Source organism: Mycobacterium stomatepiae, from assembly GCF_010731715.1.
In the GTDB taxonomy this organism is placed as follows: domain Bacteria; phylum Actinomycetota; class Actinomycetes; order Mycobacteriales; family Mycobacteriaceae; genus Mycobacterium; species Mycobacterium stomatepiae.
In genome coordinates, this window is sequence record NZ_AP022587.1 from 3,763,919 (window position 1) to 3,780,551 (window position 16,633).

Genomic DNA, 16,633 nt, shown 5'->3' on the forward strand with positions numbered 1-16,633 from the left:
GTGATCGCCCGGGCCGCGCATGCCGCCGAGGCATACCGCCGCGGGCTGTGGGTACACACCACGCTGGCCGATTCGCTGCGCGCCGCCGCCGAGATGTCGCCGCGACGAACAGTACTGGTGGACAAGGACATTCGGCTGGATTGCGCTACGCTGTACACGCAGGCCAGCACGCTGGCCGCCGCCCTGGTGGCGCGCATACCGGCGGGCAGTGTCTTGTCGTTGATGCTGCCGAACTGGCACGAGGCCGCCGTCATCTACCTGGCTTCGACACTGGCCGGGATGGTGGTGAACCCGGTCCTACCCTCGCTGCGCGACCAAGACCTGCGCTTCATCCTCGAAGACGCCGATACCGCGATGATTTTCATTCCGGGCCTCCACCACGGCGGGCATGACTACGCGGGAATGCTCGAACGCGTGACGGCGACGATGAGCCCGGCGCCGGAGGTGGTGGTGGTGCGCGGCGAGGCCGGTTCGAGCACTCCGTACCCAGCCCTGCTAACCGAGCCGCGGAACGCGGTGCTTCCGGCGCTGGATCCCGATGCGGTGCGGATGATCCTGTACACCTCCGGTACCACTAGTAGACCGAAAGGCGTTCTACATAGCCATAATTCGATTCACGCCCTGATCTGCCAGATCCGCGACCACTGGGCGATCGAACCGGGCGACGCTTTCCTGGTCCCGTCTCCGGTCGCGCATATCGGCGGGTCGATATATGCGTTCGAATGCCCGCTGCTGCTGGGAACCACCGCGGTGCTGATGGACCGGTGGGATCCGGACGAGGCGGTTGCGCTGATGAACGCGCAGCGGTGCACCCACATGGCCGGGGCCACACCCTTCCTGCAGCAGCTGCTGGCCGCCGCCGAGCGGGCCGGCACCCGCCTGCCCGACTTGAAGGTGTTCATCTGCGGCGGCGCCTCCGTATCGCCGTCGCTGATCCGCTGCGCCGCAGCGTATTTCGACCATGCGGTGGTCACCCGGGTGTACGGATGCACGGAGGTACCCGTCACGACGGTCGGCGCTCCCGGCCCCGGCGAGGACGATGCCGCGGCCGATACCGACGGCAGGCCCGGCATCGCGGAGATCAAGCTCGTCGCCCACGAGGCCGCGCCCGCCGGCGACGGAGAGATCTGCGTGCGCGGCCCGCAGATGCTGCTGGGTTATCGGCACGCGCAACCCGATTCCTTCGATGCTGCAGGGTATTTCCGTACCGGTGACCTGGGGCGCTGGGCCTTGACCGGTGCCGATGACGGGTACCTGGTCGTCACCGGCCGGGCCAAGGACGTCATCATCCGCAACGGCGAGAACATTTCGGCCAAGGAGGTCGAGGATCTGCTCGCCGACCATCCCGACATCGCCGAAATCGCGGTCGTCGGTCTGCCCGACGAGCGCACCGGAGAACGGACGTGCGCGGTGATCGTGCCTGCGGGCATGGCGCACCCGGACGTCGCAAGCCTGCTCGCGCTGCTGGTGAGCAAGGGCGTCGCCAAATTCAAGGCACCGGAACAGGTCGTGATCGCCGATGCCCTGCCGAAGAACGACGCGGGCAAGGTTCTCAAGCATCAGATCCGCGCGGCTCTGACGAAAGATGGGTGAGATGCAGGTCGCAATCGTCACGGGAGCAAGCAGCGGAATCGGCTTGGGCTGCGCGACAAAACTCGCCGAGATGGGCATGGCGATCGTCGGCACGGGCCGTGACTCGGATCGGCTGGCGGACCTCGAGAAGACGATCAACGCCCCGGACCGGGTCGCCACGCTCGCCGTCGACCTGACCGACGACGACGCACCGCGGCGCATCGTGGACCTCGCGGTCGACCGGTGGGGTCAGGTCGACTTCCTGATCAACAACGCCGGCGTAGGCAGCCCCAAGCCGCTGCACGAGACCGACGACGAAACCCTGGACTATTTTCTGGGTTTGATGCTGCGAGCGCCGTTTCGGCTCGCGCGCGACGTATTGCCGCACCTGCGCCCCGGCTCGGCGATCATCAACGTCACGTCGACCTTCGCGGTCGTCGGCGGCCTGCGCGGCGGTGCCTACTCCGCGGCCAAGGGCGGGCTAACCGCGCTGACCACGCACATCGCCTGCCAGTACGGCGCATCCGGGATCCGCTGCAACGCCGTCGCGCCCGGCGTGACGGTGACGCCGATGGTCGAAAAGCGCTTGGAGGATCCGCGATTCCGCAAGCTCAACACCGAGATGACCCCGCACCAGCGGTTGGCCCGCATCGAAGACATCGCCAGCACCGTCGCCTTCCTGTGCTCGCCGGGCGGCAGTTTCATCAACGGTCAGACGATCGTCGTGGATGGCGGTTGGAGTTCGACGAAGTACCTGTCGGAGTTCGCGTTGACATCGCAGTGGATCGAGCAATGAATTTGTTCGCAATGCTGGAGCAGGCCACCGGCCGGTTCCCCGACCGCGGCGCGGTGTACCACGGGAACCGCACGGTATGGACCTGGGCTGAGTTGCGGGACAGGGTGTTACGCCTTGCCGCGTCCATCCGGCAACAGCACGGGACGGGTGCTCGCATCGCGATCGCGACCCACAACCGCCCCGAGATCGTCGAGCTGATGTTTGCGATCTGGGCCGCCGAGTGCGTTGTCGTCCCGATCAACTACAAGCTGCATCCGCGTGAGATGGCGCAAATCCTCGAGGATTCGGGCGCCGCGCGGGTATTCACCTCCTCGGCCATCGGGGCTGAGCTGGCGCCTATCACCACCGCACCGACGGAAATCATTGAATCCGAGGACTATTCGCGACGATTCGGCACCGCCCCGGTGGCGCTGCCGCATACCCACCCGGCGGCACTGGCGTGGCTTTTCTACACCAGCGGAACCACCGGCAGATCGAAGGGCGCGATGCTGTCGCACCGCAACCTCACGGCGATGACCGTCGCGCACCTTGCCGACATCGACGCGCCGGACCAGAACTGCAGCCTCGTCCACGCGGCACCCATGTCGCACGGCTCGGGCCTTTACGTCCTGCCGTACGTGTTGCGCGGCGCCCGCCAGGTGGTACCCGAGTCTGGCGCCTTCGATCCCGACGAGTTCCTTGATCTGTGCGAACGGCATCCGGCCGCCAGGGCATTTCTGGCGCCGACGATGGTGCAACGGCTCGTCGACACGGGTCGCAGCCGCCCGTCCAACCTCAAGACGATCGTCTACGGCGGCGGACCCATGTAGGTCGAAAGCCTGCGCAAGGCGATTGCCGCCTTCGGCCCGATCTTCGCGCAGATCTACGGGCAGGGCGAATCCCCGATGACCATCACCGGGCTGCGTGGTGTCGACCACGAATCGGACGACGACGCGATTCTGGGCTCGGTCGGCTATGCGCGGTCGGGGATGGAGGTCGCGGTGCTGCGCGCGGACGGCCACCCGGCGCCGGCTGGCGAAATCGGCGAAATCGTCTGCCGCGGCGACGCGGTGATGTCCGGATATTGGCACAACCCCGACGCGACCGCTGCGACGCTCAAAGATGGCTGGCTCTACACCGGCGACATGGGTTCGTTCGACGAAGGCGGCTACCTCATGCTGCGCGATCGGTCGAAGGACGTTGTCATCAGCGGTGGGAGCAACATCTACCCCCGTGAGGTGGAAGAAGTCCTGCTTGAGCATCCCGGCGTGTCGGAGGCATGCGTGGTGGGCGCCCGATGCCGAGTGGGGTGAGGTAGCGGTCGCATTCATCGTCGGCGTGGTCGACCCCGCGGCATTGGACGCGCATCTGCTGCGGCGCATCGCCCGCTTCAAACGGCCCAAGCGTTACGAATTCGTCGACGAGCTACCAAAAACAGCTACGGCAAGGTGCTCAAGCGGGAACTGCGCGCCGGCTTGGCGCGGTGAGCCCGCCGGTGTCGCGCCGGGAATGCCACAAAGACATCGAGGAGGTCGCAATGAGGTGTCGTGCCGCCGTTATTCGCGGGGTCGGCCAGGACTGGGAGATCCGCGAGATCGAGCTCGATCCGCCCCGGGGCGGTGAGGTCCTGGTGCGGATGGCCGTCGCCGGCGTCTGCCACTCCGACGACCATCTGTTCACCGGCGACGTGGTACCGACCCCCGAGGTGCTGGCCGCGAGCGGTCAGCCCGCGCCGGACTGGTTCCCGCTGCTCGGCGGTCACGAGGGTGCCGGTGTGGTCGCGGAGGTCGGGCCGGGTGTGACGACGGTGCAACCGGGCGATCACGTGGCACTCTCGTTCATTCCGGCGTGCGGCAGTTGCCGGTTCTGTGTGAACGGGCAGAGCTACATCTGCGATATCGGCGCGAGCCTGTTCCGTCGGGAGATGCCCACCGACGGAACCTGTCGCCGCCATCTCGGTGACGAAAGCCTGTTGGCGTACGGGCAACTCGGCACGTTCGCCGAATATGCAGTGCTATCGGAGAGGTCCGTCATCAAGATCGACGACGCGATCCCCTTTCATGCCGCATCGCTCGTCTCGTACGGGGTCAGCACCGGCTGGGGTTCCGCGACGATATCGGCGGGCACCGAACCCGGCGACACTGTCGTCGTCATCGGCGCCGGTGGTGTCGGGATGAACGCCTTGCAAGGGGCGCGCGCCGTCGGAGCAAAATATGTCTTTGCAGTGGATCCTGTTGAATCCAAACGCGATTCGGCTAAGTTCTTTGGGTCAACCCACGCCGTCGCGTCAGCCGAGGAAGCGATTCCGTTGGTCAGGGAGATCACTGACGGCCTGATGGCCGACCGCGTCGTCGTCTGTCCCGGCGTGGTGCACGTGGACCTGATTCCGTTGGCGCTCAAGCTGCTTCGCAAGGGTGGGATCTGCGTGCTCACCGGCATCACCCCGTTCACCGAGCCCCCGACCCCGTTGGTCTGGCAGGACTTGACGCTGTCGGCCAAACAGCTGCGGGGCGCGCTGTACGGCGGGATGAACCCGCGCACCAGTGTGCCGCTGTTGTTGTCGTTGTATCAGGCGGGCGCACTCAAACTCGATGAGTTGGTCACCCGCCGTTACCGGCTCGACGAGATCAACGAGGCCATGACGGATCTGCGCGAGGGGCGCAACATTCGCGGAGTGATCGATTTCGCCGGCGCGTGATCCTCGCGCTTCGGGTCAGCCGGACTCGAAGTGACTCCGAATGCCGGCCAGCATCTTGATGTGCGCCTTGACCCCCTCGCGGATGGTCAACCCGGCCAACAGTCGCGGGGCGGTGAACCCGATCCGCTCGGTGACCCGGGTGCCGCCGTCGACCGGTTCGAAACTCACGGTGCCGCGCAGCCGCACCCCGGGTGACTGATCAGCCTCGGTCAGCACATCGCCGCTGGCGGGGACTTGCAGCCGCGCCTGGTAGCTGGTTCGTAGGGTGAACGGACCCAATGGAATACGGTCGACAACCCGGTAGGTCTGCTGGTAGCCATCCTGGGTCTCGCTGCGGGACACCGTTTCCACCGACACGATCAGCGGGTGGACCAGCTTGATGTTGTTGAGATCGACGTAGAAGTCGCGCACCGCGTCGGGTGGCGCGGGCACCCGCTCGGACAACGTCCGGTCGGCGTGCACGGTCCACCAGCTCATAAGAGAGAACCTAGCCCCGCGAGGGAGGCGCGCTTACCGTGGACCCAGCAGCGAGCGGAGGCGACATGAGCACGCACGGGCAAGTGGTCGAGCGCTACCTGGACTGCCTGGCCGCCCACGACTGGGACGGGCTGGCCGACACCATCGCGGAGGAAGGCCTGACCCGGGAAGGTCCGTTCTGCGATGTCATCGAGGGCAAGGCGCACTACGTCGCCTACCTACGCAAGGTATGCACCAATATGGCGGGCCACCGGTTGCATGTGCAGCGGGTCTCGCACGTCGACTCCCGGGTGTCGTTCGCCGAGCTGTCCGAGACCTTCGAGATCGATAGCGTCGCGACCACCTGGCCCGAATGCATCCTCTTCGAGCAAGACGACGACGGCCTGATCTCTCGGGTCAGCGTGTTTTTCAAGCAGCGCCGCGCCGACGACACGTAGCGGTCTATTCCCTCACTCGCGGAATTGACCTAACGTGTGATGGATGGAGGCAGATGCAACTCCGGAGTCGGTGGCGGTCGAGAAATTGCACTCGGCGACCCGATCACCGATTGCGGTCAGCGGTACATAGTTCTCGAATCAAAATCCGTCGGCGATAGCTGCGTCGTTCTCGAATTGGAGTCCCGGGTGGACCACCAGCTGCAGGTCATCGAGAAGTCCTTCCCGGCCGGATACCAGGTCGACAGGGCGCACCACCGAATTCTGTAAAGCGAATTCACGCATCGGAAAATAATGCGCGCGTAGCCGTCGGACGGCTACGCGCATTCGTGTTATTCGAGCCTAATTCCGGTCAAATAGACCCCGTTTAATCGACGCGCGGCGGCCGTTGATCGTTAGGATCGTTCGGGTCGGGTTCGCCGAACCACCGCGACGGCTTGTGCTGCCCGTACGCGTCATGCCAGTCCCACCACTCGTACGGTGCGGACTGCGGATATCCCGGCGGTGAATCCTCCCAGGCCTCCTGGCGCCCCAGGGCCGTCATGTCCAGGAAGCTCCACGTGTTGCCCAGCACCTCGTCGCCGCGGTTGTTGATGAAGTAGGTGCGGAAGACCCGGTCGCCGTCATGGATGAACGCGTTCGTGCCGTGCCACTCGTGCACTCCGAAGTCGACATCGAAACGAGCACCGAAGCTGTCGGTGATCGTGTACCAGGGCATCTGCCAGCCCATCCGCGCCTTCAGGCGCTCGATGTCCGGCTGCGGCGCGCGCGAGACGAACACCAACGTGGTGTCGCGGGCGTTGAGATGGGCGAGGTTCCCGATGTGGTCGGCGATCATCGAGCAACCGCGACACGCGTGGTCGGGCCAGCCGTGGACGTCGGACCCGAAGAAGGCTCGGTAGACGATCAGCTGACGCCGGCCTTCGAAGAGTCCGAGCAGATTCACGCGGGCGTCGGGCCCCTCGAATTCGTACCGCCTGTCCACGGCCTGCCATGGCATGCGCCGCCGCAGCGCGGCCAGCGTATCGTGGGCCCGCAGTACCTCCTTTTCCTTGACCAGGAGTCGCTGATGCTCGGCCTCCCATTCCCGGGCCGACACTATCGGTGGTGTGTCCATTGTGTTGTCCCCCTTTCGATTTGGTGTCAGGTCAGCGATGACAGGCCCGACGCGGTGAGCAGATAGGCACCGTGTTGCCCGGGTTCGCCACCGGCGATCGCCGATACCGACGTGCCGACCAGTTCGGCGGTCAGTGCCGGCCCGGTCGACGCGACGAAGGTGTCGACGTCGACCCCCTGTCGTTCGGCGTAGGCGGCCGCCGCCTTGGCACCCAGGTCGGTGACCGCCGTCAGTCGCGGCAGCACCGAGACGAAGGTGATCCCCAGGCCCGCCCGGTCCGACTCCCCGGCCGCATAGCTGCCGATGAACCTCACGGTCGCCTTCGCACCCGCGTAGCCACCGGACAGCGGCGACCCGTTGACCGCGGCGCCGCTGGACATCAGGATGACCGAGCTACCCGACGCCAGCGGGCGCGCCAGCGCGTGACGGGTCCAGTGAAACGCCTGCGCGACATCGACATTCCAATTGGCGCTGAACGTTTCCCAGCTCTGTTCCGGCAACGGGCTCATCCGCGGGGCCGACCCGGCACACAGCACCAGCGTGCGCGGGTCGTACTTGTCGATCAGCTCACTGGCCGTGGCCGGATCGGCGGCGTCGGCGACGACCGGGATGAACGAGTCGCCGAGTTGGTCGCGGACCTCGTCCAGTAGGGCGGCGGTGCGCGCGACACCGCCTACCTCGGCGCCGGCTTGGGACAGTGCGGCCGCGATGGCGCGACCGAATCCGCGGCTCGCCCCGGTCACGATCGCGGTGGTGCCGGCAAGACTGTGTCTTTGGTTCATGCTGTGCTCGCTTTCTTGCTGACTCTGCCGGTCCAACGCCGGCGTGGCTAGACGTCCGCCGGCCGACGAGTGCGCGGCTGGCCGCACGTTGGGACTCGAGTGTGCGGCTGGCCGCACGTTCGAGGAGATGACGCCGGCGTGGTGAGACATCCACTGGTTCAGATACGGCGCATCGACCGAATTCATCGCCGCTAGGCCGATGAATTCCGTCGCCTCGATGTCTCTGTACTGGAGTAGCGTTTCGGCCCACTGCGAGACATAGGAGAGCGACCATGCCGGCTCAGCAGGATTTCATCGAGCAGGCGGCCCCGTTTCGCGGCGAGCTGATCGCGCACTGTTACCGGATGCTCGGCTCAGTACACGACGCCGAAGACCTCGTCCAGGAGACCTATTTGCGCGGCTGGCGTGGTTATCAGGCGTTCGAGGAGCGCGCCGCACTGCGCACCTGGCTGTACCGGATCGCCACCACGGCATGCCTGCGCGCGCTGGAGAACCGCGCCCGGCGCGTGCTGCCGGCCGGCCTGGGCGACAGCTCGGTGGACCCGGATACCGATCTCGGCGGCAGTGCGGGTGCCCATCACTGGCTGGAGCCGATCCCCGACACGCGTGCGTTCGCGACGCCGGAAGACACCGTGACGGCGCGGCACAGTGTGCGGCTGGCCGTGATGACGGCGTTGCAGGAACTTCCCGCGCGGCAGCGGGCCGTGCTGATTCTGCGTGACGTCGTGCAGTTCAGCGCCGCCGAAGTCGCCGAACTCCTCGAGACCACGCCGGCCTCCGTCAACAGCGCGCTACAGCGGGCGCGGGCCCGCCTCGCCGAGGTCTCGCCCGACGAAGACGACGCGGCCGAGCCCGACGATGCCGAGCGCCGCGCATTGCTCGACCGCTACTGCGCGGCATTCGAAAATGCCGACATGACCGCGCTGACCGAGCTGCTGCAGACCGACGTCAAACTTGAAATGCCGCCGCTGCCAGTGTGGTTCACCGGCCGCGACACCGTGGTGGAATTCCTTGCCGCGCGCGCGTTTACGACGCCCGGCGACATCGTCATGGTCCAGACCGCCGCGAATGCCCAACCCGCCGTTGCCGAGTACCGTCGCGCTGCCGACGGCGTCATGCGGGCCCATTCGATACAGGTCATCACGCCGGGTGCCGACGGTGTTGCGGCCATTACCGTCTTCCTCGACCCGGCGTTGTTCGCGACGTTTGATCTGCCGTCCAGCCGGTAAACTTCGCGAGGGACCCGATTACATCCGCTGCTAACCCAGCGAATCCCCAGCCACCAAAGCCGTTGGTGTCGTTGCACGGCCTGCCTCCGGGCATAGACGTGGACAGGTCCCCCGCACCCCCGGATTATTAGCGCGACACACGTATTTGAAGGATGAGCGAATAAGGATGAGCGAATGAAGATTCCGGGTGTAACCAGCGTTGTCGCTGGTCTCACCGACGGAGCCGCCCAACTCGTAAAAGCCGGCGTGCACACCGCCGCCGGCGCCGCGGGCGCAGTGCAGCTCCTGGCGAGCCCGGTAGTCGAACTGGCCGGTCCTGTCATGCAGTCGATGGCCGACTCGACCGGCCGCGCACTCGGGATCAACCCGTCATCCAACGGATCTCCCGGCCCGATCACGCCGCCGGTGCGCTGGCGTAGCGGTCAGCGAGTGCACCTGGACCTCGATCCGCTGCTGCCGTTCTCGCGTTGGTATGAGTACTCGGCGGTCATCGAAGAGCCGGTTCGCCGGATTCCGGGCGTGGCCGAGGCCCATGTCGAGGGCTCGCTGGGCCGGTTGGTGTTCGAACTCTCCGAGGACGCCGAAGACTACGACGGCGTGGTGGACGAGGTGCGGTCGACGGTCGCGGCAGTCGCCGCGGATCTGGCTTCCACAAAATCCGACGTGCCGATTTCCGCGCCGTTCGCCGACCCCGGCAACCCCTTGGCGATACTGGTGCCGCTCACCGCGGCGGCCATGGACATGGTCGCGATGACCGCTGCCGTTACCGGCTGGGTGACCCGCCTGCCCGCGGCACCGCAGACCACCCGGGCCGCGGCCGCCCTGATCAACCATCAACCGCGCATGGTGTCGGTGCTGGAGTCGCGACTGGGGCGAGTGGGCACCGACGTCGTGCTCGCCGCCACCACGGCAGCGGCGCACGGGCTCACCCAATCGTTCGGCACACCGTTTCTGGATTTGACGCAACGGACCCTGCAGATCTCCGAAGCGGTGGCGCACCGGCGCGTGTGGCGAGAGCGTGAGCCGCACCTGGCGTCGCCCGTACGCCCGCAGGCTCCGGTGGTCCCGGTCATCTCCTCAGCCGGAGCGAAGTCGCACCTGCCACGGCACAGCTGGGCCGCCGCCGCGGCGGGCGAGGCCTCACACGTCGTGGTCGGCGGGGCCATCGACGCGGCGATGGACACCGAGAAGGGCTCGATGGCCGGGCCGGTGGAGTCCTATGTCGATTCGGCGGCAAACGGCTCGTTGATCGCCGCGGCCAGTGCGTTGGTGGCCGGCGGCGGCACCGAGGACGCGGCCGCCGCGATCGAGGCGGGGGTGCCGCGGGCCGCGCACATGGGCCGCCAGGCGTTCGCATCGACGCTGGGTCGCGGCCTGGCCAACGGCGGACAACTGGTCCTCGACCCGGGCGCACTGCGCCGCTTGGACCGGGTGAAGGTGGTCGTCATCGACGGGGCGGCGCTGCGCGGTGACCACCGCGCCGTATTGAGATCGATCGGTGAGGCTCCCGGATGGGACGACGACCGAGTCTACGAGGTCGCCGACGCGCTGCTGCATGGTGAAAAGGCGCCCGAGCCCGATCCCGACGAGTTGCCCGCCACTGGTGCACATCTGAGATGGGTTCCGGTGCAAGGCCCGTCGGCCACTCCCGCACAGGGCCTGGAAAGCGCCGACCTGGTGGTCGATGGCGAATCCGTCGGCACGGTCGAAGTCGGCTGGGAAGTCGACCCGTACGCGATCCCGTTGCTGCAGACCGCGAATCGGACCGGCGCCCGAGTGGTGCTGCGTCATGTGGCCGGCACCGAGGACCTGACCGCCAGCGTCGCCGCGACGCATCCTCCCGGCACACCGCTGCTGACCGTCGTGCGTGACCTGCGCAGTGATCGCGGCCCGGTGCTGCTGATCACCGCGGTGCACCGCGACTTCGCGTCGACCGACACGCTGGCCGCATTGGCTATCGCCGATGTTGGTGTGGCACTTGATGATCCGCGTGCCGCCACCCCATGGACCGCGGACATCATCACCGGCACCGACCTGGCTGACGCGGTGCGGATCCTGTCCGCGATTCCGGTGGCCCGCTCGGCCAGCGAGTCGGCGATCCACCTCGCCCAGGGCGGTACGACGCTGGCGGGGCTGCTGCTGGTCACCGGAAGCGACCAAGAGCGGCCCACCAACCCGGCGAGCTTCCGCCGTTGGCTCAACCCGGTCAACGCCGCCGCAGTCACCGCGCTGGTCACCGGAACCTTCTCGGCCAGTAGGGTTTTGCGCCTGCCCGACCCCACCCCGCAGCCGCTGACCGCGTGGCACGCGCTGGACCCGGAGATCGTGTACTCGCGACTGGCCGGCGGCTCGCGACCGTTGGCCGTGGAAACCCTGACCCCGTCCTGGCGCCGCCGTCTCGACGACCTGTCCTACAGCCCGCCGTTCGCGGCGCTACGCGTACCCCTGCACAACCTGTCGCGGTTGGCCGCGGCGACCCGGGTTGAGCTCTCCGATCCGTTGACCCCGATTCTGGCAGTGGGGGCCGCCGCGTCGGCCATCGTCGGCAGCAATATCGACGCGCTGCTGGTCGGTGGCGTCATGACGGCCAACGCGATAACCGGTGGGGCACAACGGTTGCGAGCCGAAGCAGCGGCCGCCGAGCTGTTCGCCGAGCAGGACCAGCTGGTGCGCCGCGTCGCGGTCCCGGCCGTGGCTACCACCCGACGGCGCCTGGAGGCGGCCCAGCGTGCCACCCGCACGGTCACGGTGTCCGCCAAGTCGCTGCGGCCCGGTGACGTGATCGACCTAGCCGCACCGGAAGTGGTTCCGGCCGACGCGCGCCTGTTGGTGGCCGAGGACCTCGAGGTCGACGAGTCGCTGCTCACCGGAGAGTCGCTGCCGTTGGACAAGCAGGTGGAACCCGTCGCCGTCAACGACCCCGAGCGGGCCAGCATGCTGTTCGAGGGCAGCACGATCGTCGCTGGCCGCGCTCGCGCGATCGTCGTCGCCACCGGGGTCAATACCGCTACGCACCGGGCGATTTCGGCGGTCGCCGATGTCGAAACGGCGGCCGGAGTCCAGGCCCGGCTGCGCGAGCTCACCTCCAAGGTGCTGCCGTTGACCCTGACCGGCGGTGCCGCCGTGACCGCGCTGGCGTTACTGCGCCGCGCGTCACTGCGTCAAGCCGTCGCCGACGGCGTAGCGATCGCCGTGGCCGCCGTGCCGGAGGGGCTGCCGCTGGTGGCCACGCTGTCCCAGCTCGCCGCGGCCCAGCGCCTCACGTCACACGGGGTACTGGTCCGCTCGCCGCGCACGATCGAGGCCCTGGGCCGCGTCGACACCGTATGTTTCGACAAGACCGGCACTCTCACCGAGAACCGGCTGCGCGTCCTGTGCGCGATGCCGCCCGATGCGCGACCGGGGGACCCCTACCCCGAAGCCGAGGATCCGCGCTCGGCCGCGGTGCTGCGAGCCGCCGCCTGGGCGTCCCCGCAGCCTCAAGACGGACAAGGCCATGCGCACGCCACCGACGAGGCGATCGTCACCGCGGCAAGTTTCCTTCTCACCAAGAACAAGGCGGGGTGGCAGTTGCTCGCCGAGGTGCCGTTCGAGTCCAGCCGCGGCTTCGCCGCCGCGATCGGCACCCTCAGCGACGACTCGGACACGCCGGTGCTGATGCTCAAGGGAGCCCCCGAGGTGGTGCTGCCGCGCTGCCGGTTCGCCAACCCGGACGCCGACCGCGCGCATGCCGAAGCGGTGGTACGCGGCCTCGCCGAGCGCGGCTTGCGGGTGTTGGCGGTGGCCCGCCGGCCCTGGCCCAACGGGACCACTCACGATGTCGACACCGACGCCGACGCTGTCGACGCCACCGCGCAGGACCTCGAACTGCTGGGCTACGTCGGGTTGGCCGACACCGCCCGGGCATCGTCACGCCCCCTGATCGAGGCGCTGGAGGCCGCCGGCCGCGACGTCGTGCTGATCACCGGTGACCATCCGATCACCGCGCGGGCGATCGCCCGTCAGCTGGGATTGCCGGCGGATGCCCGGGTCATCACCGGCGCCGAGCTGGCCGGTCTTGACGAGGACGCCGCCGCCAAGGTCGTCTCCAACGTCCAAGTCTTCGCCCGCGTCAGCCCGGAGCAGAAGGTACAGATCGTGGCCGCGCTGCAGCGCTGTGGACGGGTAACGGCGATGGTCGGCGACGGCGCCAACGACGCCGCCGCGATCCGGATGGCCGACGTAGGCATCGGCGTGAGCGGCCGTGGTTCGTCGGCCGCCCGCAGCGCCGCCGATATCGTCTTGACCGACCGCGACCTGTCCGTACTGCTCGACGCGCTGGTCGAGGGCCGCAGCATGTGGGCGGGCGTTCGCGACGCCGTCACGATCCTGGTCGGCGGCAACGTCGGCGAAGTGTTGTTCACGATCATCGGGACCGCGTTCGGCCAGGGCCGCGCGCCGGTCGGGACCCGGCAGCTGCTCTTGGTGAACCTGCTCACCGACATGTTCCCCGCACTCGCGGTCGCCGTCACGTCGCAGTACGTCGAACCCGACGAGGACGAGTACGAATCCGAGGAAGAGGCCGAAAAGGCCCGCGCCGCACACCGACTCGCGGTGCTGACCGGGCCTACACCTTCGCTGGACGCCCCGCTGATGCGCCAGATCGTCACCCGGGGCGTCGTCACCGCCGCCGGCGCGACCGCCGCATGGACCATCGGTCGTTATGCGCCTGGCAGCGAACGCCGCACGGCGACAATGGGATTGACAGCACTGGTGACGACGCAGCTCGCCCAAACGCTGCTGACCCGCCAGCACAGCCCGCTGGTCGTGGCGACCGCGCTGGGCAGCGCGGGTGTCCTGGTAGGCATCGTCCAGACGCCGGTGGTCAGCCAGTTCTTCGGATGCACACCGCTGGGGCCGGTCGCGTGGTCGGGTGTGATGGGAGCCACCGCGGGCGCCACGGCAATCTCGTGGCTGGCACCCAACTGGCTGAACAAGACCGTCGGCGTCATCCAGCCCAACGGCGAGACCGAAGACGAGCAGGACGCTTAGGTCGCCAGCTCCCTGCGGATGACCTTGCCGGCAGGATTGCGGGGAATGCTGTCGACGATGTGGATGTCCCGCGGCTGCTCGAAGCGGGAAACCTTGTCCTTCAAGTACTCCCGTAGCGCCAGCACGTCGATGTCGCGCCGGCCGCGGGCGATGACAAACGCGGCCAGTCGTCGCCCGAACTGCTCGTCGGGCACCCCGACGACCGCGGTCTCGGCGACGTCGGGATGTTCGGCGAGCGCGTTCTCCAGCGCCCTGGGATAGACGTTCTCCCCGCCCGATACGATCATGTCGTCCTCGCGGCCGACGATATAGAGCCGGCCGGAATTGTCCAGATAGCCCATGTCCCCGGTGCTGGTAAATCCGTCGATGACAGCCTTACCGCCCCCGCCGGTGTAGCCTTCCGAACCCAACTCACCCCCAACGAAGATGCGACCGGTAACCCGAGACCCGACTGGCCTGCCGGTTTTGTCGAGGATGCGTACCGGACACCCGGCAACCGGTCGTCCCAACGTGTCCGGGGCATGACGCAGCTCGAAAGGTGTTGCCAAGGAACCGATCCCAACTTCGGTGGATCCATAGAGGTTGTACAGGACATCGCCGTAGGCGTCCATGAAGCGGCGCGCCAGGCTGGGATCGAGCCGATCCCCGCTGGAGATCACCACCTTCAATGACTCCAACGGATTTCGCGCCCGCACCCGCTGCGGCAGATCCAGGATCCGAGCCAGCATGATCGGAACGACGCTCATCGCATCGGCGCGCTGCAGCGACGCCTGCGCGAGTGTCTGTTCGGCGTCGAAGCGGCGCCGCGTGAGCATGGTGGCGCCCAGGCTGACCGCAAGCGTCATGATGCCGAAGCCGAGCCCATGGAACATGGGGGTCGCCAAGGCTATTCGTGATCCGCTGCGCAGACCGGTGCGTTCGAGAATGGTCACACCCGCGCCTAGGCCGGTACTGATCCGCGGTGTGCGGGGCGCCCCCTTCGGGATACCCGTGGTACCGGAGGTCAGCAACACGATGCGGCCGGCCGACGCAACTTTTAGCCGGGACTTGCCCGCAGTGGTCTCGACGCTCCCCGGCTCGATCACCTGCACAGAAGGGGCGGCATCACGGATCTGCACCACAAACTCGTTGTCGCAGAACATTGTTATGACCTGATGCGCGCTCAGCGCGCCGGCGAGGGCGGTGCTGCGGAAGTCGGTGTTCACCAGCACCACATCCGCCCCGACCATGGCGGTGGCGAATACGGCGGCAGTGAAGTCGCGACCGTTGCGGCACATGATCCCGACCGCCTCGCCCGGCCCGGCGCCCGCGTCGACGAGCTCGTGCGCGAGCGACTCGATCTTCTCCTGCAGCTCGCGGTAACTCAGCGCCCCGTCGTCGTCGATGATCGCGGTGCGCTCGGGAAAGCGGGCCGCCGCGATGGCCGGCAGCGTGCATAGATTCGTGCCGCCGCGAAACACCGCACGGATCAGCCGCACCGCGCCGGCCGGGGTGGGCACGCCCAGCAGCCGCGACGACACCAACGCTTTGGCCGTCGTGGCGGCCACACCGTCGGTCACGGCACGTCCTTTCGAGAATCGGCGAAGAACCTTCGATGCCACAACCGGGCCGCCCACTCCGCCGGGCCGGCTAGCAGCACCGAGGCCAGCTCGGCGGGAAACACCCAGGGGGGTTCGTTGCTGCGCGGGCGCTCGATGATCACCTTGGCGATGGCGTCGGCGGCTTCGTCAGGGGACAGACCGGGTAGGCGGCCCAGGATCGGCGTCGGTGCGATCATCCGGGTGCGGACCAGGGCGAAGTAGACCGAAGTGACGTCGACGCCGTCGGCGTGCAGTTCGGGTGCCACGCTGCGCAGCCAGCGATCGAAGGCGCCCTTGGACGCCTGATAGGCGCCCCACTGCGGACCGGGTGCGACCCGCACCCCGACGCTCGACACGTTCACGATGTGGCCGCCGCGGTTATCCCGCATCGCCGGCAGCAGTCCCAGTAACAGCCAGATCGGCCCCAGGTAGTTGATGTCGATGGTGCGCTGGAAATCGTGTGGACGGTCGTACTGGTGATGCAGCGAACGACGCAGCGACCTGCCGGCATTGCTGACCACGACGTCCAGCGGGCCGTGGTTCTCGGTGATCTGCTTGGTCAGCACGTGGACAGCGGCCTCGTCGGTCAGATCCGTCGGGTAGGCGACGGCGTGCCCGCCACCGGCGTTGATCGCCGCGGCGAGGTCGTCGAGCCGCTCCGCCGATCGGGCGACCACCAGCACCGTCGCTCCGGCCGCGGCCAACTTGCGGGCAGTCGCCTCCCCGATGCCGTACGACGCACCGGTGACCAGCACCGTCTTGCCCGAAACCGCGGCGCGCAGCTTGTCGGGATCCGCCACCCGCGCCGGGTTGGCCAATCGGTCCGTCGCCGTCTTCAAGGCCTGGCCTATCAAGTTCACCTTCACACCGCATTCACCGAGATGGCGTGCCGAGCCCTGGTGCAGCGCTGCTTTCCCAACGCTGTGCGACTCGTAACC

The 16,633-nt window shown here is 67.7% G+C and carries 11 protein-coding genes and 2 pseudogenes; 8 read left to right on the forward strand and 5 right to left on the reverse strand.

All coding sequences use genetic code 11. From position 1 onward, the window contains the following. The 4 genes and pseudogenes from G6N54_RS17735 (at position 1) to G6N54_RS17750 (ending at position 5,045) form a co-directional block, all read left to right on the forward strand. The gene (locus G6N54_RS17735; protein WP_163791240.1) at positions 1-1,593 is read left to right on the forward strand and encodes an AMP-binding protein; all 1,593 of its coding nucleotides are present in this window, start codon (positions 1-3) and stop codon (positions 1,591-1,593) included. Further along, positions 1,586-2,368, forward strand: coding sequence for an SDR family NAD(P)-dependent oxidoreductase (locus G6N54_RS17740; protein WP_163791241.1), 783 nt, complete (start codon positions 1,586-1,588; stop codon positions 2,366-2,368). Before G6N54_RS17735 ends, G6N54_RS17740 begins: the two co-directional genes overlap by 8 nt. Continuing rightward, a pseudogene (locus G6N54_RS17745) lies at positions 2,365-3,834 on the forward strand (AMP-binding protein). The gene G6N54_RS17740 and the pseudogene G6N54_RS17745 overlap by 4 nt, the downstream one beginning before the upstream one ends. 50 nt (positions 3,835-3,884) lie before the next feature. Further along, a complete protein-coding gene (locus G6N54_RS17750; RefSeq protein WP_163791242.1) occupies positions 3,885-5,045 on the forward strand; it encodes an NDMA-dependent alcohol dehydrogenase in 1,161 nt (386 codons plus the stop codon). Between the two features lie 15 nt (positions 5,046-5,060). On the opposite strand, the gene G6N54_RS17755 is transcribed toward G6N54_RS17750, so the two are convergent. Then, entirely contained in the window at positions 5,061-5,522 is a 462-nt protein-coding gene (locus tag G6N54_RS17755; RefSeq protein ID WP_163791243.1) for an SRPBCC family protein, read from the reverse strand. A gap of 65 nt (positions 5,523-5,587) precedes the next feature. Here G6N54_RS17755 and G6N54_RS17760 point away from each other — a divergent pair, with 65 nt between their 5' ends. Beyond that, positions 5,588-5,959: a nuclear transport factor 2 family protein gene (locus tag G6N54_RS17760; protein WP_163791244.1), complete on the forward strand. Its 372-nt coding sequence runs from the start codon at positions 5,588-5,590 to the stop codon at positions 5,957-5,959. A gap of 43 nt (positions 5,960-6,002) precedes the next feature. Beyond that, positions 6,003-6,226 (forward strand): annotated as a pseudogene (locus G6N54_RS30645) (hypothetical protein). A gap of 97 nt (positions 6,227-6,323) precedes the next feature. Here G6N54_RS30645 and G6N54_RS17770 read toward each other — a convergent pair. Together G6N54_RS17770 and G6N54_RS17775 are read right to left on the reverse strand one after the other, a co-directional pair. After that, positions 6,324-7,073, reverse strand: coding sequence for a DUF899 domain-containing protein (locus G6N54_RS17770; protein ID WP_163791245.1), 750 nt, complete (start codon positions 7,071-7,073; stop codon positions 6,324-6,326). A gap of 26 nt (positions 7,074-7,099) precedes the next feature. Continuing rightward, a complete protein-coding gene (locus G6N54_RS17775; RefSeq protein WP_163794804.1) occupies positions 7,100-7,855 on the reverse strand; it encodes an SDR family oxidoreductase in 756 nt (251 codons plus the stop codon). A 203-nt stretch (positions 7,856-8,058) separates the two neighbouring features. Between G6N54_RS17775 and G6N54_RS17780 the strand changes: the two genes are divergently transcribed. Together G6N54_RS17780 and G6N54_RS17785 are read left to right on the forward strand one after the other, a co-directional pair. Continuing rightward, entirely contained in the window at positions 8,059-9,084 is a 1,026-nt protein-coding gene (locus G6N54_RS17780) for a sigma-70 family RNA polymerase sigma factor (RefSeq protein ID WP_264078217.1), read from the forward strand. Between the two features lie 174 nt (positions 9,085-9,258). Continuing rightward, positions 9,259-14,115: a cation-translocating P-type ATPase gene (locus G6N54_RS17785; protein ID WP_232072867.1), complete on the forward strand. Its 4,857-nt coding sequence runs from the start codon at positions 9,259-9,261 to the stop codon at positions 14,113-14,115. Here the strand turns inward: G6N54_RS17785 and G6N54_RS17790 are convergent. After that, entirely contained in the window at positions 14,112-15,674 is a 1,563-nt protein-coding gene (locus G6N54_RS17790; RefSeq protein WP_232072868.1) for an AMP-binding protein, read from the reverse strand. The genes G6N54_RS17785 and G6N54_RS17790 overlap by 4 nt on opposite strands. Further along, entirely contained in the window at positions 15,671-16,555 is an 885-nt protein-coding gene (locus G6N54_RS17795; protein ID WP_163791247.1) for an SDR family NAD(P)-dependent oxidoreductase, read from the reverse strand. The genes G6N54_RS17790 and G6N54_RS17795 overlap by 4 nt, the downstream gene beginning before the upstream one ends. Between the last annotated feature and the right edge of the window lie 78 nt (positions 16,556-16,633).